The sequence below is a fragment of the Streptomyces sp. NPDC088400 genome (genome assembly GCF_044753355.1).
Classification (GTDB): domain Bacteria; phylum Actinomycetota; class Actinomycetes; order Streptomycetales; family Streptomycetaceae; genus Streptomyces.
In genome coordinates, this window is the sequence record NZ_JBIVMZ010000006.1 from 461167 (window position 1) to 481524 (window position 20358).

Sequence of the window (20358 nt, forward strand, 5' to 3'; positions counted from 1 at the left end):
AACACCGGTCCATTCAGGGACGGTTGTCAGGCACGGTCGTCAAGGACCGTCCTCAGGGGCGGCTGTCAGGGGGGCTTACAGCCCCACTTCCTTCATCAGCATGCCGACCTCGGTGTTGGTGAGGCGGCGCAGCCAGCCGGACTTCTGGTCGCCCAGCGGGATCGGTCCGAAGGACGTCCGGACCAGCCGCTCGACCGGGAAGCCGGCCTCGGCGAGCATGCGGCGCACGATGTGCTTGCGGCCCTCGTGGAGGGTGACCTCGACCAGGTAGTTCTTGCCGGTGTTCTCGACGACCCGGAAGTGGTCGGCCTTCGCGTAGCCGTCCTCCAGCTGGATGCCGTCCTTGAGCCGCTTGCCGAGATCACGCGGGAGCGGGCCCTGGATCGCGGCGAGGTAGATCTTCTTGACTCCGTACCGGGGGTGCGTGAGGCGGTGGGCCAGCTCGCCGTGGTTGGTGAGCAGGATGATGCCCTCGGTCTCCGTGTCGAGCCGGCCGACGTGGAAGAGCCGCGTCTCACGGTTGGTGACGTAGTCACCGAGGTTCTGCCGGCCGTCGGGGTCCCCCATCGTGGAGACGACACCGGCCGGCTTGTTCAGCGCGAAGAAGAGGTACGACTGGGTGGCGACGGTCAGCCCGTCGACCTTGATCTCGTCCCTCTCCGGGTCGACGCGCAGCCCCTGCTCCAGCACGATCTCGCCGTTGACCTCGACGCGGGCCTGCTCGATCAGCTCCTCGCAGGCGCGGCGCGAACCCATGCCGGCGCGGGCGAGCACCTTCTGGAGCCGCTCGCCCTCCTGCTCCGCGCCCAGGTTGGTACGGGGGGTCGTGATCGCGGGCTTGTCGGCGTACCGGTCGCGGTTGCGCTGCTCGATCTTGGCGTCCAGCTCGCGCGGGCGGGCCGGAGCGCCACGGCGCGGGCCACGGCCGCCGCCGCTCTGCGAGGGCTTGGGGCCGCCCTTGGCACCGCCGCGGGCCGCCGCGCCACGCGCGCCGCCGCCCTGACGGTCGCCGCCGCCGGAACCGCCCGAGCCCGAGCCGCCGCCCGAGCCGCCGGGCCCGCCGGAACGGCGCGAACCACCGGGCGCACCGGACGCGCCGGAACCACCGGTGGCACCCGAGCGGCCGACATCGTAACGGCGCTCCTCGGGACGGGGGCGGGACGGACGCTTCGGCTGGTCGTCACGCCCGCCGTCGGCACCCCGGTTGTCCCGGTTGCCGCCGCTCCCGCCTCCGCTGTTCCGGTTGCCGCTTCCGCTGTTCCTGCCGTTGCTTCGCATTAAAGATCCGTCTTGTCGTCTGCGTGAGTTTCTGGGGCGTACGGTGCGTCCACATCGAACGACGGCACACCTTCCAGCGTCTCGGACTCGATGGCGTCCGCCTCGGGGAGGAAGGGCGCGAGCTCCGGGAGCTCGTCCAGGCCACGCAGGCCCATCCGCTCCAGAAAGTAGTTCGTCGTCCTGTACAGGATCGCACCTGTTTCGGGTTCCGCGCCCGCGTCCTCCACCAGCCCCCGCTGGAGGAGGGTGCGCATGACGCCGTCACAGTTCACTCCGCGCACGGCGGAGACCCGCGAACGGCTCACCGGCTGGCGGTACGCGACCACCGCGAGGGTCTCCAGCGCGGCCTGGGTGAGCCGCGCGTGCTGGCCGTCCAGTACGAACCCCTCGACGGCCTCGGCGTACGCGGGCCGGGAGTAGAACCGCCAGCCGCCCGCGATCAGCCGCAGCTCGAAGCCCCGGCGCTGGACGGTGTACTCGTCGGCCAGCTCACGCAGCGCCTCGGCGACGGCCCGGACGGGGCGGTCGAGGACCTTGGCCAGATGCTGCTCGGTCGCGGGCTCGTCGACGACCATGAGGACCGCTTCCAGGGCGGGTTTGAGGTCCAGCTCCGCGACCGTACCCGTACTCCGCTCGTACTCCTGCTCCCGCTCCTGCTCCCTCACGCCTTCTCCTCACTGGTCTCGTCGGTGTGGCCGGGTTCACGGTCGAACTCGTCCGTCACGGCCGGCTCGGCGTCGCTGTCCCCGCCCGTCCAGCGGACCATGAGCGACCCCAGAGCCTCTTCCTGGTCAAGGGTGACGGCCCGCTCCCGGTAGAGCTCCAGCAGAGCCAGGAAGCGCGCCACGACGGTGAGGGTGTCGGGGGCGTCCTCGGTGAGCGCCTGGAAACTGGCCTCTCCGCACTCCCTCAGCCGGGCGACGACGAGCGCGGCCTGTTCCCGTACGGACACGAGCGGCGCGTGGATGTGATCGACGTACACCTGTGGCCTGGGTTTCGGCTGCATCGCCTTCACGGCGAGCCCGGCGAAGCCCTCCGGACCGATGCTGATCACGACCTCGGGGAGCAGCTCGGCGTGGTGGGGTTCGAGCCCGACGGTACGGGGGTAGCGCCGGGCCTCGGAGTCCAGGCGCGTGCTGAAGATCTCCGCGATCCGCTTGTACGCGCGGTACTGGAGGAGCCGGGCGAAGAGCAGGTCCCGTGCTTCGAGCAGCGCGAGATCGCCTTCGTCCTCCACCTCGGCGGCGGGCAGCAGCCGGGCGGCCTTCAGATCGAGCAGGGTCGCCGCGACGACCAGGAACTCGGTGGTCTGGTCGAGGTCCCACTCCGGCCCCATGGCCCGGATGTGCGCCATGAACTCGTCGGTGACCTTGGACAGCGCGACCTCGGTGACATCCATCTTGTGCTTCGAGATGAGCTGCAGGAGCAGGTCGAAGGGCCCTTCGAAGTTCACGAGCCGTACGGTGAACCGCCGTTCGTCGACGGCCGCTTCGCCGACGGCCGCTTCATCCGAGGTCGCTTCCTCTGAGATCGCTTCCTCTGAGGTCGGTTCCTCCGAGGTCGCTTCCTCGACGGCGGGCGCATCGGCGTCCGGTGTCCCGCCGGGCGGTGCCTCAGCGTCCGGTGTCCCAACGGTCCGGGCCTCGGTCTCCGGCCCCCCGGCTCCCGGCTCGTACGCCTCGCCGGGGCCCGTATCGGAACCGTCCGGGGGCAGGGCACCCGCTCGGCCGGGCTCCGGCAGGGCCTCCGCGGCCCCGGACGGCCCGGACGGCGCGGGCTTCGGTACCCCCGGGCCGCCGCCCAAGGAGCGGCGCGGGGGGCGGGTGGAGTCCGGGGGCGGGGGCATCGGGGTCCTGGGGCCGGGGAGCGGAGGGGCGGCCCGCGCAGGCTACCCTCAGCGCCCGCGCAGGCGCCGTACGAGAATGCTCGCGTCGCCGCGTGATTCGAGGTCCGCCAGGACGACCGCGACCGCCTCGCGGACGATCCGCCCGCGGTCCACGGCGAGACCGTGCTCACCGCGCAGTACCAGCCGTGCGTGTTCCAGGTCCATCAGTTCCTCGGCCGAGACATAGACCGTGATCTTCTCGTCGTGCCGTTCGCGCCCGCTGGGACGGCGGTTGGCACCGCGCCCCCGGCGGCGCTGCTGGCCGCCCTGTTGCCCGCCCTGCGGTCCGCCGGGGGACGCCTGGCCCGCCGCCTGGCCCGAAGGCCCCGCAGCCCCCTGGGATCCCGCTTCCGGCGGCCTGCGGCCCTTCACCGACGCGGCCGCCTGCTCCGCGCCCGCGGTACGGCTCCGGGGCGACTGGGCCGTGTCCGGTCCCGCGGAGGTGTGTTCCTCCGCGGGAGCCGGGGCGGTCCCGGAGCCGGCCGGACCCGCCGCGCCGTCGCCCGCCGGATCGCTCTCCCCCGCCGGCGCCGGCACCCGGGGTTCGCCGTTGGCGTTCCGGCGCCGGTCCGCGGGCGTCGAGGACTGGAGCCCCATACCCCCGGTCGTACGGAACAGCTCGTCGGCCCCGGGCAGACTCACTCGGCGTGACACCGGGCGAGCACCTCCCTGGCGAGCTGGCGATACGCGGCGGCGCCGACGGAGTTCGAGGCGTACGTCGTGATCGGCTCACCGGCGACCGTGGTCTCCGGGAAGCGCACGGTCCGGCCGATCACCGTGTGGTAGACGTGATCGTCGAAGGCCTCGACGACGCGCGCGAGGACCTCCCGGCTGTGCACCGTACGGGAGTCGTACATCGTGGCGAGGATGCCGTCGAGCTCCAGTTCCGGGTTGAGCCGCTCCTGGACCTTCTCGATGGTCTCCGTCAGCAGGGCCACCCCGCGCAGCGCGAAGAACTCGCACTCCAGCGGGACGATCACCTTGTGCGCGGCGGTCAGCGCGTTCACGGTCAGCAGACCGAGCGACGGCTGACAGTCGATCACGATGTAGTCGTAGTCCTGGAGCAGCGGCTTCAGGGCGCGCTGGAGCGTGGACTCGCGCGCGACCTCGCTCACCAACTGCACCTCGGCGGCCGAGAGATCGATGTTGCTCGGCAGCAGGTCCATGTTGGGCACGGCCGTCTTCAGGAGAACCTCGTCGGCCGCCATGCCCCGCTCCATGAGCAGGTTGTAGACGGTGAGGTCCAGTTCCATCGGATTCACGCCGAGACCGACCGACAGGGCACCCTGCGGGTCGAAGTCGACGAGCAGCACACGCCGTCCGTACTCCGCGAGCGCGGCACCCAGATTGATGGTCGACGTCGTCTTGCCCACGCCGCCCTTCTGGTTGCACATCGCGATGATCTTCGCGGGGCCGTGGTCGGTGAGCGGGCCCGGGATAGGGAAGTACGGCAGAGGACGCCCGGTGGGGCCGATCCGCTCGCGACGCTGACGAGCGGCGTCGGGGGCGAGGGTGGCCGCGTACTCGGGGTCGGGCTCGTACTCGGCGTCGGGGTCGTAGAAGTGCCCCTCGGGCACTTCGTCGTAGTCGGCGAATGGAGTGGACTCTCGGCCACCCTCGCTGCCGGCCATGGCGTTCACGTGTTGGCCGTCCATCATCTGGTGGGCTGTCGTCATGTGCGGGGCTGTCGTCATGTGCTGGTGCGTGGCGAAGGTGCGGACAGCTACGGAGCCGACAGCCTCGAACCCGGACGACGGGCTCTGGCCCCTCGCAGGCATTCCTGGTTGACCACCCCCGGGAGTAAATGTCGACTCATTCACAAGTCGTCTTACCTCCTTGGACGGGACCAGGAAACTTATCGATAGGTCAGCGTGGCACCATGCCGACGATGGGCGACTCTATGGCGTGTCACCACTTCGCAGCAACACAATCCGCCGGACCCGGTCCGATGTGTCGGCAACCGAACACCTCTCTGTCAAGGGCGCACAAGCCTCTCACCAAGGCGTGGCACGCATGTTTCGCAGGCGCGCGAAACGGTTGAAAGCGTTACGTTCAAGGCGTGTTGAACGGCGCTTCCGAGGCGGCCTCACACGCGTACGGCCGAACCTCGCTGAGCAAGATCCGGCCGTTGGCGCGATGTTGACGATGCCCTGTGACACATCAGCCCAGGAGGGCGCCCAATTCGGTGTGATCCAGCCCGTGCGCCTCGGCGACCTCGCGGTAAATCACCTGGCCGTCATGGGTGTTGAGCCCCCTGGCGAGCGCGGGGTCCCGGCGCAGCGCCTCGACCCAGCCACGGTTCGCCAGCTCCACGATGTACGGCAGCGTGGCGTTGGTCAGGGCGTACGTCGAGGTGTTCGGCACGGCGCCCGGCATGTTGGCGACGCAGTAGAAGACCGAGTCGTGCACCCGGAAGGTCGGCTCGGCGTGCGTCGTCGGGTGCGAATCCTCGAAGCAACCACCCTGATCAATCGCAATGTCGACAAGTACACTTCCTGGCTTCATCTTGGCGACAAGCTCGTTGGTGACGAGCTTCGGCGCCTTCGCTCCGGGGATGAGTACGGCCCCGATGACGAGGTCCGCGTCGACGAGCGCCTTCTCCAGTTCGAAGGCGTTGGAGGCAATGGTCTGCACCTTCGTGCCGAAGATCCTGTCGGCCTCGCGCAGCTTGCCGTTGTCACGGTCGAGCAGCGTCACATGGAAGCCCATGCCGACGGCGATCTGCGTGGCGTTCCAGCCCGAGACCCCGCCGCCGATGACGACGGCCCGGCCGGCCGCCGTACCCGGGACGCCGCCCGGCAGCACGCCACGGCCACCGACGGAGCGCATCAGGTGGTACGCGCCGACCTGCGGCGCCAGCCGGCCCGCGACCTCGGACATCGGAGCGAGCAGCGGCAGCGCGCGGTTCGCGGTCTCGACCGTCTCGTACGCGATGGCGGTGGTGCCCGACTCCAGCAGGGCGTCGGTGCAGGCGCGGGACGCGGCGAGGTGGAGGTAGGTGAAGAGCGTCTGGTCCTTGCGCAGCCGGTGGTACTCCTCGGCGACCGGCTCCTTGACCTTCAGCAGCAGGTCGGCGACGGCCCAGACCTCGTCGGCGGTGGGCAGGATCCGCGCACCGGCGGCGACGTACTCGGCGTCCGCGATCGAGGAGCCGACACCGGCGTCCCGCTCGATGACGACCTCGTGGCCATGGCGCACCAGCTCATGCACACCGGCGGGGGTGATGGCCACCCGGAACTCGTTGTTCTTGACCTCACGGGGGATTCCGACCAGCACGGCAGATCACGGTCCTTGGCTCAGGGATTTTCTCGGGCACATCCACACGAACCCGAACGTGACGGACGCACGGGTCGACACCGCAAGAAGATGCGGCGGAGCCAGTCTAATGAAGGATTTCTCGCTGTCTAGCCTTGCAAAGCGTCAATCACTAGTCGAAGCGCTACGGATTTCACAGGCAGAACCCTCTGATCCCTCTGTTCCCACGGCCCCCTCCCCTTCCTCCGTCCCGAGGAGCAGGTCGGCCGCGACGCGGTGCAGCCTGGCCGCCGTCGGTTCGCCGAGCCGGTCCAGCGTGTCCGCGGCCCGGAGTTCGAGAGCGGCCTGGAGACGTACGTCACCGGCGAGCCGTGCCCACTCCACCGCCTCCCGGCAGGTACGCAGCGACTCCTGCGGCCGGCCCGCGTACTCCTGGACCCGGGCCGCCTCACTCAGGGCCCGCGCCTGTCCCGGAAGATCGCGCAACCGCCGGTACACCGCGGTGGCGGCCCGCCAGTTGCGCAGCGCCTCCCCGTAGCGGCCCGCATAGGTGTGGACGGTGCCGAGGCGGCCGTACAGCCTCGCCTCGTCGGCCTTCTCGCCCCGGCTGAGCCGCTGGGAGAGCGCCCTTCCGTACCAGTCGGCGGCCCGCGTCCAGTCCTGGAGATCCTGATAGGCGCCGCCCACGGATTCCATCGCGCGGCCGGTGGCGTAGAGGTCGTTCGCGGACCGTCCCGCGTCGAGCGCGGCGCGGTAGCGGGTGAGCGCGGCACGGGTACGGCCGTTCCGGGCGTCCAGATCGCCGATGTTCAGCAGCGCGGCGGCCTGCTCGCGGAACAGTTCGCGCCGCTCGGCGATGTCGAGGACCAGCTGGTGGAGCCCGTACAGCTCGGGCGCCGCGGCCTCGGCGCCCCGGTGCACGGCCAGCGCCCGGACCAGCGCGGCCACCAGCCGGCGGGCCAGGGTGTCCAGCTCACCGTCGGCGACCGCGAGCCGCGCGGACGCCAGCAGAGCGGGCTGCCGCGACCGCAGCCACTCGGCCGCGGCCTCGGTGTCCGGGAAACGCAGCGCGCGCGGCAGCCCGGCCAGCCTCGTACGGGCCGGGGAGCCCTCGGGCTCGGTGACGGCCCGGCAGGACTGGAGCAGCCGTACGGTCCGCTCCAGCATCCGCGCGCGGGCCAGCTGCACTTCGGCCGGCCGGTCCTTCTCCCTCAGGAGGGCGTGCAGCAGCGGGACCAGACAGCCGGGCAGGGCGTACTGACCGTCCGCGGCCGGATCCACCTCGACCTGGTCGTCCAGGAACCAGTGATCCGGGACCAGGTGATCCGAGGCCGGCTGATCCGAGGTCCACTGCTCCGAGACTGGCTGGTCCGCGCCCCGGTTGTACGGGGTACGGAGATCCGGGGTACGGACGTCCGGCGTCCGCTGATCCGGGGCGTGACCTTTCGCGGCCCGGTCGTCGGCCACCCGGAGCAGTCCCAGAGCGGTGAAGTCGTCCAGCATGGTGGTGGCGTCCGTCACCGAGCAGCCGGCCAGCGCGGACGCGGTGTGGGCGTCGGTGTATCCGGCGGGCGCGAGGGCGAGCAGTCGCAGCATCCGGGCGGCCGACTGCGGCAGGGACTCGTACACGAGCCGGAAGGCGCGGGCGAGCGCCCGGTCCCCGACGGGCCGCTCGGGGTCGTGCGGCAGGGCGCGCAGCTGCTTGGTCATGTCGGCCACCGAGGCCATCGGACGCGCCGCGAGCCAGCCGCCGGCCAGCACGATCGCGGCGGGCTGGCCGCCGCACTCCTCGACGAGGGACTCGGCCGCCTGCGGGTCGACGGTGATCCTGACCTCGCCGGTGAAACGGCCGAGCAGTTCGATGGCGGCCTTCGTGTCCATCCCGCCGAGCGTGCACGGCCGGACGTCGGGGATCCCGGTGAGAGGGCCCTGCGCGACCGCGACCACCAGGCATTCGGGGTTGTCGGGCACCAGTGGATCGACCTGTTCCGCGTCTCCGGCGTCATCGAGGAGCAGCAGCACCCGCCGTACGGCCAGCGTCTCGCGCACCATCTCGCACAGCTCGTCCTCGTCCGCGCCGGGGGGTGTGGGCACCTCGAACGCGTCGAGGATCTCGCGGGCGGTCCGCTCGGTGGGCACCGGCTCTCCCCCGGCCTCGGTCAGCCCGGCCCGTACGACACCGTCCGGATAGCCGCCGCGCAGCCGCCCCGCCAGTTCCTCGGCGAGCGCGGTACGCCCGGACCCGGGGCGCCCGGCGACCAGCAGCACCCGCGCGCGGGGCTCCTTGCGCCCGGAGATCGTGTTGAGCCCGGCGCGCTCGATGTCTCCGTGCAGCGCCTTCAGTTCCCGCTGCCGCCCGAAGAACCACCCGTCGTGGGCGGGCCGCGTCCGCCGGTGCGACGGCCGGCCGCCCGGCGCACCGTGCTGTGTGCGCGTCGGCCCGGCGGGCCGTGTACGAGGCGGGCCCGAGGGCCGCGTGGGTGCCGGCCCGGCGGGCCGGGCCGGGGCCGCCGGAGCGCTCCCCGCGCCCAGGCCGGCGGGTCCGGGGGTCTCTCCACCGCCGGGACCGAGGTCACCGGCAGCCGTACGGGCCTGGCCTGCGCCGGTACCGGTCTGTTCGCCGATGCCCGCACCGGCCCCGCTGCCGTCCTGATCCGCCTGGCCGTCGGCCGAAGCGGCCTCGACAAGCCCGAGGCGGACCTCGGCACTGCCCAGGTCCGCCTCGCCGCCGACGGGATCGGCCTGGCTGCCGACCGGCTCAACTCCGGCGCCGCCGGGCCCGGAACCGGAATCGGAACCGGACTCGGTGCCGGAACCGGAATCGGAACCGGATTCGGTGCCGGAAGGGGGCTCGGACTCGGCCACGACAGGACCGGCCTGCCCGGCGCCCGCGTCGCAGCTCTCCGTCACGCGGTCCGGCGCCGGACCGGTGGCGTCCTCGGGCCCCTCCGGGGCGTTCACCCGGGTCGTACCTTTCGTCTCGGAAGACTCGGAAGTCCTGACGGATGTCGCGGTCCCGGAAGCCTTCGTACCCCCCGCCGGCGGCTGCGTCGCGGCAGCCTCGGAGCGGTCGCTCCGTCCGCCCGACGGCCCGTCAGATTCTGTCACCCCTGCGGCAGTTGGCTCCGCGCCGTCGGTGGGACCAACGCTCTTCCCCGTCGCGCACGCACGGTCGAGGCCGTTCACATCCACCGTCTGATCCGTCGCCTGATCCGTCACGGGCCACGCTCCGTCCGCCTGCGCACGAGCCGAGCCCGGCGGGTCTCCGCGCGGGCGCTTCGAGCGTAGTTCGGCCTCTGCCACGAAAGAGGTGAAGCGCGGCCGGTAAATCCCTCAACCGGATCAGCCATATCGTCAGATCGGACGACGATCAGCGCCGGTCGCCAAGCGATCAGGAGATCGAGAGATCGGGCGATCGAGACCGGCCGACGACTCAGGACTCGAACGGACGTGCGGGCCAGGGTGCCTCCGCCGGGCGGAGCGCATCGACGCCGTCACCCGCCAGCGCCGCGGTGAGTGCGAGCACGCCCACGGTCAGGCAGTTGTTGTGCAGTTCACCGGCGAGCACGCCCCGTACCAGTTCCGCCAGCTCGACCCGGGCCAGCTCCATGTCCGCCTCCTCCTCGGAGACCTCGAAGCGCTCACCCTCCGCCGACGACAGATCGCGGGCGAGGAAGACCCGTACCGCCTCGTCGCAGCCGCCCGGGGTCGTGTAGACGTCCGTCAGCACCCGCCAGTCCTCGGCCTTGACGTGCGCCTCCTCGTACAGCTCGCGCTGCGCGGCGTGCAGCGGGTTCTCGCCCGGCACGTCGAGCAGGCCGGCCGGGATCTCCCAGAGCTTCTGGCGTACGGGGTGCCGGTACTGGCGCAGTACGAGGACCTTGCCCGCGTCGTCCAGCGCGAGGATCGCCACGGATCCGGGGTGGACCTGATAATCGCGCGCCACCACCGAGCCGTCGGGCATGACCACCTGGTCCGTGCGGACACTCGTCTTGTTTCCGCGGAAGGGCGTCGTGGTCGCGGTGACCCGCCACTCCTCGGGGGCGTCCTTGATGACCATGAAAGCGTCCTCCCACACAGCGGCACACAAGCGGAAACCGGGGTACCGGTCCCGAAAGACCCGTACCCCGGCTCCACCGTATCGCTTAAGACGACGCTCAAGACTTCGCGGCCACCGGCTCCGCCGAGGCCGACGGCTCGCCCCGCCGCTCGTCCTGCTGTCGCTCCACCGCGGCCTTCACCAGCCCCGCGAACAGCGGGTGCGGGCGGGTCGGCCGGGAACGCAGTTCCGGGTGCGCCTGGGTGGCGACCAGGTACGGGTGCGTGGAGCGCGGGTACTCGACGTACTCGACGAGCTTGTTGTCGGGGGACGTGCCCGAGAAGACCAGACCGGCCTTCTTCTCCAGCTCCGCGCGGTAGGAGTTGTTGACCTCGTAGCGGTGGCGGTGGCGCTCCTCGACGTACGGCTGGTCGTCGTAGACCTCGCGCACGATCGAGCCCTCGGCGAGCTTCGCCGGGCAGAGACCGAGCCGCATCGTGCCGCCGAGGTCACCGGCGCCCTCCACGTAGGCGAGCTGCTCCTCCATCGTGGAGATCACCGGGTGCGAGGTCCCGGAGTCGAACTCGGTGGAGTTGGCCTCGGGGATCCCGACGACGTTGCGCGCGGCCTCGATGACGATGCACTGGAGGCCCAGGCAGATACCGAGCAGCGGGACCTTGTTCTCGCGGGCGTACTGGATCGCGCCGACCTTGCCGGTCACGCCGCGCTCGCCGAAGCCGCCGGGGATCAGGATCCCGTCGACGTCGGCCAGCTGCTTCGCCGCGTCGGCCTGTGTCTTGCAGTCGTCCGAGGTGACCCACTTGACCTTGACGCGCGCCCGGTTGGCGAAGCCGCCCGCGCGGATCGCCTCGGTCACGGACAGATAGGCGTCCGGCAGGTCGATGTACTTGCCGACCAGCGCGATGGTGACCTCGTGGTCGGGGTTGTGGACGCGGTCCAGCAGGTCGTCCCAGATCGTCCAGTCGACATCGCGGAACGGCAGGTCCAGCTTGCGTACGACGTAGGCGTCCAGGCCCTCGGTGTGCAGCACCTTCGGGATGTCGTAGATCGACTTGGCGTCCACACAGGCCACCACGGCGGCCTCGTCGACGTCGCACATCAGCGAGATCTTGCGCTTGATGGAGAGCGGCACCTCACGGTCGGCGCGCAGCACGATGGCGTCCGGCTGGATACCGATGTTCCGCAGGGCCGCGACCGAGTGCTGGGTCGGCTTGGTCTTCAGCTCGCCGGACGGACCGATGTACGGCAGCAGGGAGATGTGCACGACGAAGACGTTGTCGCGGCCGACCTCGTGGCGCACCTGGCGGACGGTCTCCAGGAACGGCAGCGACTCGATGTCGCCCACCGTGCCTCCGACCTCGGTGATGACGACATCGACGTCGTCGGTCGCCATCCGCCGGATGCGGTGCTTGATCTCGTTGGTGATGTGCGGAATCACCTGGACCGTGTCGCCCAGGTACTCGCCGCGCCGTTCCTTGGCGATGACCTGCGAGTAGACCTGGCCGGTCGTGACATTGGCGGAACCGTCGAGGTCCACATCGAGGAACCGCTCGTAGTGCCCGATGTCCAGGTCGGTCTCGGCGCCGTCGTTGGTGACGAACACCTCACCGTGCTGGAACGGGTTCATCGTGCCGGGGTCGACGTTCAGATACGGGTCGAGCTTCTGCATGGTGACCCGCAGCCCACGCGCCTTGAGCAGCGCACCGAGGCTGGAGGCGGTCAGGCCCTTGCCGAGGGAGGATGCGACACCCCCGGTGACGAAGAGGTGCTTGGTCGTCGAGGAGGATGTCGAGGATCGGATCGGCATGGCCAAGAGGGGGCTCCCGTGGTCGCGGTTCGAGGTGCGTACCGGTGTCCCTGCCTGGAGGCGAAGGGACTGCCGTCGCTGCGGCTTCGGGGCCCCGTTGTCTTGCAAGGAGTCCACCGGTCCACGGGCTACCAGGGTATCAGCGCCACGGAGAGGGTTCTTCCGGCCAGGACACCGGCCCGGGCCCCGGACGGGCATCGGCGCGGGCTCGGAACAGGCATCGGACGGGCATCGGACGGGCTCCGGGCAGGCATCGAGCAGGTGTCGGACGGGCATCGTCCGGGCATCGGAGGAGCGTCGGGCGGGCGCCGGACGGCCACCTCTCGGCGCCCGCCGGGAATTGGCCGAATATCGCCCCGCAGGCCGGGAATCAGCGATGTGACGGACTCAGCGGCAATACGGGACAGGCGGGGGTGGCATTACCGGGCGGCGCCCGGGTATCAGCTCAGGCGTCATCACCACTTTCACACGAGTCACGCTTTTTCCGCCGGAGTCACCCTTGGCCCACCCATTCGGCACACCGGCGTTCCTCGAACCGTGGCGCGGAACTCCTACGTGCGTCGTATCCTGCTCGGACATTCGCTGCCGAGTCCGGCCGGCAAACGGCACCATCACCGCCCGATTTCCCGGAAAATGAGCTCGTCAACGACCCTTGACCGCAGTAAGCGCCCCACGGGGCGAACATGGCCGTTCGACTGGAGATGCACGTGGCCGGGCGCATCGAGGATTACGCACTTATCGGAGATATGCAGACCGCTGCCCTGGTCTGCCGGGACGGCACAGTCGACTGGCTGTGCCTGCCCCGCTTCGACTCGCATGCCGTGTTCGCGGCTCTGCTGGGTACCGACGAGCATGGTTTCTGGAGGCTGGGACCCGCGCACGCCGCGGGCGCCGAGCCGCCGCAGGCCACTCGCCGCCGGTATCGCGGAGATTCGCTGATTCTGGAATCCGAGTGGGACACACCACGCGGCACGGTCAGAGTGACCGATTTCATGCCACCGCGTGACGGGGCCCCGCAAGTGATCCGGATCGTGGAGGGCATCAGCGGCCGGGTTCCGATGCGGTCCGCGCTGCGGATGCGCTTCAGCTACGGGCGGGTCGTGCCGTGGGTCCACAAGGTGGACAACCGCACGGTCGCCGTGGCCGGACCGGACTCGGTCTGGCTGGACACCGACGCGGACACGTACGGCGAGGACCTCACCACGTACTCCGACTTCACGGTGGCTCCCGGCGACCGGATCGCCTTCACCATCAGCTGGCAGCCCTCGCACCGGCAGCCGCCCGCGCTGCCCGACCCCGAGGGCTCGCTGGAGGCGACCTCCGACTTCTGGCGCGAGTGGGTCGAGCACTGCACGTACCACGGCCCGTACCGCGAGGCCGTGATCCGTTCGCTGATCACGCTCAAGGCCCTGACGTACGCCCCGACAGGCGGCATCGTGGCCGCGCCCACGACCTCGCTGCCGGAGGAAATCGGCGGCGTACGGAACTGGGACTACCGCTACACCTGGCTGCGCGACGCCGCGATCACGCTCTCGTCGCTCCTGCGCACCGGCTACCGCGAGGAGGCCCGCGCCTGGCGCGAGTGGCTGCTGCGCGCCGTCGCCGGTGACCCGGAGAACCTCCAGATCATGTACGGCATCGCCGGCGAGCGCGAGCTCGGCGAGGCGGAGCTGGACTGGCTGCCCGGCTACGAGAACTCCGGCCCGGTCCGGGTCGGCAACGGTGCCGCGCACCAGCTCCAGCTGGATGTGTACGGCGAGGTCACCGAGGCGCTCCACCTGGCGCACATGACGGGCCTGGCCCGCAACGACTACGCGTCGGTGCTCCAGCTCAAGCTGATCCGCTACCTGGAGAAGCACTGGGACCAGCCGGACGAGGGCATCTGGGAGGTGCGCGGACCGCGCAGGCACTTCGTGCACTCCAAGGTGATGGCCTGGGTCGCGGTCGACCGGACGATCAAGCTGATCGAGTCCGGGGACGTCGACGGGCCGCTGGAGCGCTGGCGCGAGATGCGCGACGACATCCACCACGATGTCTGCGAGAAGGGTTACGACAAGGAGCGGAACACCTTCACGCAGTCGTACGGCTCCAAGGAGCTGGACGCGTCGCTGCTGCTCATCCCGCAGATGGGCTTCCTGCCGCCGGACGACAAGCGGGTCATCGGCACGATCGAGGCGATCCAGCGGGAGCTGTCCACGGAGGACGGTTTCGTACTGCGCTACCCGACCTCGAGCGAGGACGACACCAATGTCGACGGCCTGGCCGGCGAGGAAGGCGCCTTCCTGGCGTGCTCGTTCTGGCTGGCCGACGACCTGGCGATGATCGGGCGGGTCGACGAGGCGCGGAAGCTGTTCGAGAAGCTGCTGTCGCTGAGGAACGACCTGGGGCTGCTGGCGGAGGAGTGGGATCCGCGCTTGCAGCGGCAGGTCGGCAACTTCCCGCAGGCGTTCAGCCATGTGCCGCTGATCGACACGGCGCTGCGGCTGACGGCCTCGGGGGCGTACGGCGGCTGACGGCCACACAGTGATCGGGGCTCGGTGATCAGGGTCCGGTGATCGGGCTCGGGGCTCGGACGAAGGCGGTGCACGCCGTCGTCCGGGCCCCTTCCCGTATCCGTGCCGAGGACGCGCCCGTACGGTGGCCGAGGCGAACCGGACAGGACAGGACAGGACCTACGGTCGGCGCAGGCGCCGCGGCTGGGTCAACTCGTCGTACACGCACAGCACCTGGGCGATGGTCTCGTCCTCCGTCGGCCAGGTCGCCGCCTGGGCCCGGCCGGCCGTGGCGAGGCGCACGCGGCGTTCCGGATCGGCGAGAAGGCGCGTCACCGCGTCCGAGAGGGACGCCGCGTCGCCGTACGGTACGAGTTCGGCCGCGTCGCCGACGAGTTCGGGGATCCCGCCGACCGCCGTGGCCACCAGGGGCACGCCGAGCCGCAGTGCCTCCTGCGCGAGGACGGAGCGGGCCTCCCGGCGACTGGGCAGGAGAGCGATGTCGGCTGCCGCCAGGAGATCGCTGATGTCGTCCCGGCGGCCGATGAGCCGTACGGGCAACTCGGCGTTCTCGATGCGACGTTGGAGCCTGGCGCGCTCCCGGCCTTCGCCCACGATGGTGAGCAGCGGCGTGGGATCGAGGCCGCGCCAGGTCCTGGCGGCGTCCAGCAGAGTGTCGAGCCCCTGATCCGGCAGGAGGTTTCCGACGGCCATCAGCAACGGACGCTCGACCGCGCCGAGTTCGGCCCGCGTCTTGTTCTCCGGATCGGCGGCCGGACGGTCGGGTACGGGGAGCGCGATCGGCGCGAGGCGGGCGTCGCGCGCGCCCCGGCCACGGGCCCGGTCGACCAGCTCCGACGAGGTGCCGAGCACAACCGCCGCCGCGCGTACGGCCCTTCGCTCCAGCAGCCCCAGCAACTGACCGCGCGGCCCTCCCACATGCGTGCGGGTGTGCCAGGTGACGACCAGCGGTACGTGCTGCCCGGCGAGCGCGACGGCGGCCCGTACGGCGGCGTGCAGCCCGTGCGCGTGCACCACGTCCACGCCGGCGCAGGCGGCCCGCAGCGCCGCGACAGCCGCGGGATCGGTACGCCGGGGCACCGGGACATGGCTCGCCCCGGTCCCCTGGAAGTCGTAGACGCGGTCGAGTTCGGCGGGAGCGCACACCGTCACACGCACTCCCCGGGCGACCAGACCCGCCGCCAACGATCGGACGTGCGCGCTGCTGCCCGCACTGCCTCCGCCCAGCACCTGGACCGTACGCAGTTGTGTCACGTGGTCAAGGCTCCTGGATCGGGATTTCGGGGACTGCGCCAAGGATGCCAGTCCGTACGCACGTTCCGGCACCGCGGAGGCGCCGTTCTCGCGACCGACGCCTCAACTCCGTACCCTGGATCACTCACATGGGTGAATGCTCGAACCGATCCGCCCCGTCGTCGAGCGGCCGATCCTGTCACCGTACGCCGTCGCGGCGACGGCTCCCAGTGCGTGTATGGCCAACCCGGCGCGGCCGTTGCCCGCCACGACCGCGATCCCGAGGGCCGCGCCGAGCGCGTGCGCGCCGGCGTCGCCGAGCATGGTGCGCTCACCGAGGTCGTCCACGACGACAGCGGCCGCCGCGCCGACCGGTACGGCGGCCAGGGCCCCTGCCGTACCGCCGCGCAACAGCCCCGGAGTGCCCAGGGCGAGCACTCCGACGCAGGCCCTTCCCGGGCGTACGTCCAGCAGATTGACGCAGTGCGCGCCGCCCGCGATCACCACCCCGGCCAGGAGCCGGTCGACCGGCCGCTCCTTCATCAACGCACCGGTGGCCAGGGCGGCGGCACCGACACCGAACAGCTTCACCGCGCCGCTGGTGACCTCGCCGTGGCGCAACGCGGTCAGATGCGCGCGGAAGCCCCGGCGCGAGTCACCGGCTCCCGCCCGGTCGTCGTACGCCCCGCAGGCACCGGCGGCGAGCACAGCCAGGGCGGCGGCGCCCCGGGTCCTCCGGGGCATGGCGGGAACTGCGGCGACGGCCGCACCGGCGGCGGCACCGAGGGTGGTCGCGGGACCGGCGTACAAACTGAGCGTGCGCCCGGCGTAATTGGTGCGCGACCAGCGTGCGGGCTCCCCCGGCGTGCGCCTGCGGAGCGCCTCGTACACGGCGCGAGTGGTGCCAAGGGCGGTGGCGAACGCGGCGGTTCTGCGGCTCTTTGCTGCCATGCGATCACCCTAGGACCTGTCCGGCGGGGGTGCGGGTGCGGTGTGTGGTGGGTGCGGTGTGTGGTGGGTGCGGCGCCCGGGGCCTCCGGAGGCGCATGTCCGGACTGCATGATTTACGCCGCGTGCGGGTGTGCTTTTCGGGTGCGGGCCGGTGTGCGGCACAAATCACGCTTTACGTCCGGCCACGTCACCTCCTGCGACCCCGACCCCCTCCCGCCGGTTCCCCGTCCGCGGCCCGGTGGGGGTACCCGCCCCGGCGCGCGCGGGTGGTCTGTGGCGGGCGGTGAAGGGGGCCGCGCAGGGGTCGTGTCCGGAACGTAAAGCGTGATTTGTGCCGCTCACGAGCCGTCACACGAAGAACCGAGCCGCACGCGGCGTAAATCATGCAGTGCAGGACATGCCCCCGGAGCGGCACCCGGCAACAACCCGCACCGAACCACGCACCGGCACCACACCCGCACCACGCCCCCAGCCGGACGGCTAATTCGCGCCTCGGGCCGTCTCCAGCAGTTCCTCCGCATGCGCACGTGCCGTCTCCGAGTCCTCCTGCCCGGCCAGCATCCGCGACAACTCCCGTACCCGGTCCTCCCCCTCCAGGACCGTCACACCCGAGCGCGTCACCGAGCCGTCGACCGTCTTCTCGACCAGCAGCTGGCGGTCGGCGAAGGCCGCGACCTGGGGCAGGTGCGTCACGACCACCACTTGCGCGGACTTGGCGAGCTTCGCGAGGCGTCGGCCGACCTCGACCGCCGCCTTGCCGCCGACGCCCGCGTCCACCTCGTCGAAGAGGTACGTCGGCACCGGGTCGGACCCCGCGAAGACCACCTCCACGGCGAGCATCACGCGCGACAGCTCACCTCCCGACGCGCCCTTGGCGATGGGACGGGGCTGGGCGCCCGGGTGGGGAGCGAGCAGCAGTTCGACCTCGTCCACGCCGTGCGGCCCGTACACCACGGAGCGCCCACCCACCTCGACACCGGCCGCCTCGTCGGCGGACTCGGTCTGGCGGATGTCGAACGAGACGCGTGCGTGCGGCATGGCCAGCGAGGCCAGCTCCGCCGTGACGGCTTCGGCGAAACGCGCCGCGGCTTCCGTACGGGCGTCGGTCAGGGCCTGGGCGAGGGCGGAGAGTTCGGACCGCAGGCCGTCCCGCTCGGCCGTCAGCTCGCCGATCCGGTCGTCGTCGCTCTCCAGCTCGGTCAGCCGTGCCGCGCTCTCCTCCGACCAGGCCAGGACGGCGGCGATGTCCTCGCCGTACTTACGGGTCAGCGTGGTGAGTGCGGCCCGCCGTTCCTCCACCGCGGCCAGCCGCAGCGGATCGGCGTCCAGGTCGTCGGCGTATCCGGCGAGTTCGCCGGCCACGTCGGCGAGCAGGATGGAGATCTCCCCGGTCCGTTCCGCGAGCCCGGCGAGCGCCGGGTCGTGGGACCGTACGGCCTCCAGCGCACGCCCCGCGCCCGCGACGAGCGTCGTCGCGTCGACGCCCTCCTGGTCCTCGGGGTTGCCGACGAGCGCCGCGTGCGCGACGGCGGCGGCGGAGGCGAGCGCTTCCGCGTGGCCGAGGCGTTCGGCCTCGGCGGCGAGTTCGGTGTCCTCCCCCGCCCGCGGCTCGACGGCGGCGACCTCGTCCAGTCCGAAACGCAGCAGATCGGCTTCCTGCGCCCGCTCGCGCGCCCGCGTGGTCAGGGTGTCGAGTTCCGTGGCGACGGCCCGCAGTCTGCGGTAGGCGGCCTCGTACGCGGTATGGGGCACGGCGACGGCGTCTCCCGCGTACCGGTCGAGGGCCTTCCGCTGCCGCGCGGGCCGCAGCAGCCCCTGCTGGTCGGTCTGGCCGTGCACGGCGACCAGATCGTCCGCCAGCTCGGCCAGTACGCCCACCGGCACCGAACGCCCGCCGATATGGGCGCGTGAGCGCCCCTCGGCGGAGACGGTTCTGCTGATGAGCAGCGCTCCGTCGTCCAGCTCGGCCCCTGCCTCCTCCGCCCGTACGGCCGCCGGATCACCGGCGGCCAGGGTGATCCGTCCCTCCACGACCGCCGACTTGGCACCGATCCGCACCAGGGCGGGATCGGCACGTCCGCCGAGCAGCAGTCCCAGACTGGTGACGACCATGGTCTTACCGGCGCCCGTCTCACCGGTTACCGCCGTGAAGCCGGGTGACAGCTCCACGACCGCGTCGTCGATGACCCCGAGCGACCGTATCCGCATCTCCTCCAACACGGTCATGACCATACGAGGTCCCGGGCCCGCCGTGCGACGGACCCCACCCTCCGGTTCCCGCGACCGGGCCGTGTCCGAGCGGTGTCCGGGCCGTTCCGGCAGTCTCCGGGCGCCCTCCGTGTGAACGTACGTACGGAATCCCCCGGAACCGGCTGCCCGAAAAAACCCGGAGACGGTCCGGACAGGGCCCGGAGACAGCCCGGATCAGCGATGTCCTCTCAGTGCGGCGCTCCTCGCCAGCCGGACACCGGCAGCGCGAACTTGGCCACCAGCCGGTCGGTGAACGACGCGTGATGCAGCCGCGCCAGCCGTACGGGAACGGCTCCGCGCCGTACCTCCACGCGCGCTCCCGGAGGCAGCTCGATGGTCCTGCGCCCGTCGCACCACAGCACCCCGCTCGGGGTCTGCGGCTGCACTTCCACCGCGAGCACCGTGGTCGGCGAGGTCACCAGCGGCTTGGCGAAGAGCGCGTGGGCGCTGATCGGCACCATCAGCAGCGCCTCGACCTCCGGCCAGACCACCGGCCCTCCGGCCGAGAAGGCGTACGCCGTCGAACCGGTCGGAGTCGCGCAGACGATGCCGTCGCAGCCGAATCCGGTGACGGGCCGGCCGTCGATCTCCAGGACGACTTCAAGCATCCGTTCGGGCGAGACCTTCTGCACGGCCGCTTCGTTGAGCGCCCAGTCCTTGTGGACGACATCGCCGTTGCTGTGCACGACGACGTCGATGGTCATGCGCTCCTCGACCTCATACGCACGAGTGACGACCCGGTCGACGACCTTGTCCAGATCGTCCCGTTCCGCCTCGGCGAGGAAGCCGACCCTGCCCAGGTTGACCCCGAGCATGGGGACGCCCGAGGCCCGCGCGAACGCGGCGCCGCGCAGCAGCGTGCCGTCCCCGCCGAGCACGATCAGCAGTTCGCAGCTGTCGAGCGCGTCGGGTGTGGCGTCGGCGACCGTCTCGACGGACGGTGGCAGCGGCAGATCGACCGCCTCGGCGGCCAGGACCCGTACGCCGAGCCCGCTGCGCAGCAGCCCGTTCACGACGAGTTCTGCGCTGCGGATCGCGGCTGGTCTGCCGGTGTGGGCGAGCAGGAAGACGGTGCGGTCCGCGTTCGCGATTCGTTCCGTATCCGTACTCAGTTCCGTTTCCGCGC

Annotated in this window: 14 protein-coding genes; 1 reads left to right on the forward strand and 13 read right to left on the reverse strand. The window is 71.2% G+C overall.

The window, feature by feature from the left end:
• Nucleotides 1-75 precede the first annotated feature (75 nt).
• The 9 genes from ACIQD6_RS18520 to ACIQD6_RS18560 all read right to left on the reverse strand — a co-directional run bounded on the left by ACIQD6_RS18520 (nt 76) and on the right by ACIQD6_RS18560 (nt 12285).
• Entirely contained in the window at nt 76-1278 is a 1203-nt protein-coding gene (locus tag ACIQD6_RS18520; RefSeq protein ID WP_401883754.1) for a pseudouridine synthase, read from the reverse strand.
• Nucleotides 1278-1943, reverse strand: coding sequence for an SMC-Scp complex subunit ScpB (gene scpB / locus ACIQD6_RS18525; RefSeq protein ID WP_401883756.1), 666 nt, complete (start codon nt 1941-1943; stop codon nt 1278-1280). The genes ACIQD6_RS18520 and scpB overlap by 1 nt, the downstream gene beginning before the upstream one ends.
• Nucleotides 1940-2677, reverse strand: coding sequence for a segregation and condensation protein A (locus ACIQD6_RS18530; RefSeq protein ID WP_401883823.1), 738 nt, complete (start codon nt 2675-2677; stop codon nt 1940-1942). The genes scpB and ACIQD6_RS18530 overlap by 4 nt, the downstream gene beginning before the upstream one ends.
• A gap of 495 nt (nt 2678-3172) precedes the next feature.
• Entirely contained in the window at nt 3173-3805 is a 633-nt protein-coding gene (locus tag ACIQD6_RS18535) for a hypothetical protein (protein ID WP_401883824.1), read from the reverse strand.
• Nucleotides 3802-4941 (reverse strand): ParA family protein, encoded by a 1140-nt coding sequence (locus ACIQD6_RS18540; RefSeq protein WP_401883758.1) that lies wholly within the window; start codon nt 4939-4941, stop codon nt 3802-3804. The genes ACIQD6_RS18535 and ACIQD6_RS18540 overlap by 4 nt, the downstream gene beginning before the upstream one ends.
• A 382-nt stretch (nt 4942-5323) precedes the next feature.
• A complete protein-coding gene (ald, locus tag ACIQD6_RS18545; RefSeq protein WP_401883760.1) occupies nt 5324-6439 on the reverse strand; it encodes an alanine dehydrogenase in 1116 nt (371 codons plus the stop codon).
• A gap of 144 nt (nt 6440-6583) precedes the next feature.
• Complete coding sequence (locus ACIQD6_RS18550; RefSeq protein WP_401883826.1) at nt 6584-8761, reverse strand: tetratricopeptide repeat protein; 2178 nt, start codon at nt 8759-8761, stop codon at nt 6584-6586.
• A 1090-nt stretch (nt 8762-9851) separates the two neighbouring features.
• On the reverse strand, nt 9852-10478 hold the full coding sequence (locus ACIQD6_RS18555; protein ID WP_401883762.1) for an NUDIX domain-containing protein: 627 nt from the start codon (nt 10476-10478) through the stop codon (nt 9852-9854).
• Between the two features lie 97 nt (nt 10479-10575).
• Nucleotides 10576-12285, reverse strand: coding sequence for a CTP synthase (locus tag ACIQD6_RS18560; protein WP_401883764.1), 1710 nt, complete (start codon nt 12283-12285; stop codon nt 10576-10578).
• 701 nt (nt 12286-12986) lie between these two features.
• Here ACIQD6_RS18560 and ACIQD6_RS18565 point away from each other — a divergent pair.
• Entirely contained in the window at nt 12987-14798 is a 1812-nt protein-coding gene (locus ACIQD6_RS18565; protein ID WP_401883827.1) for a glycoside hydrolase family 15 protein, read from the forward strand.
• 159 nt (nt 14799-14957) lie between these two features.
• Here ACIQD6_RS18565 and ACIQD6_RS18570 read toward each other — a convergent pair whose 3' ends face one another.
• The 4 genes from ACIQD6_RS18570 to ACIQD6_RS18585 all read right to left on the reverse strand — a co-directional run bounded on the left by ACIQD6_RS18570 (nt 14958) and on the right by ACIQD6_RS18585 (nt 20344).
• On the reverse strand, nt 14958-16052 hold the full coding sequence (locus ACIQD6_RS18570) for a glycosyltransferase family 4 protein (RefSeq protein ID WP_401883765.1): 1095 nt from the start codon (nt 16050-16052) through the stop codon (nt 14958-14960).
• 120 nt (nt 16053-16172) lie between these two features.
• Nucleotides 16173-16982, reverse strand: a complete 810-nt coding sequence (locus ACIQD6_RS18575) for a hypothetical protein (RefSeq protein ID WP_401883767.1) — start codon at nt 16980-16982, stop codon at nt 16173-16175.
• 480 nt (nt 16983-17462) lie between these two features.
• Nucleotides 17463-19208 carry a DNA repair protein RecN gene (recN, locus tag ACIQD6_RS18580; RefSeq protein WP_401883769.1) on the reverse strand — a complete coding sequence of 582 codons (1746 nt, stop codon included), beginning with the start codon at nt 19206-19208 and terminating at the stop codon, nt 17463-17465.
• Nucleotides 19209-19420: 212 nt separating this feature from the next.
• Nucleotides 19421-20344: an NAD kinase gene (locus ACIQD6_RS18585; protein ID WP_401883828.1), complete on the reverse strand. Its 924-nt coding sequence runs from the start codon at nt 20342-20344 to the stop codon at nt 19421-19423.
• Between the last annotated feature and the right edge of the window lie 14 nt (nt 20345-20358).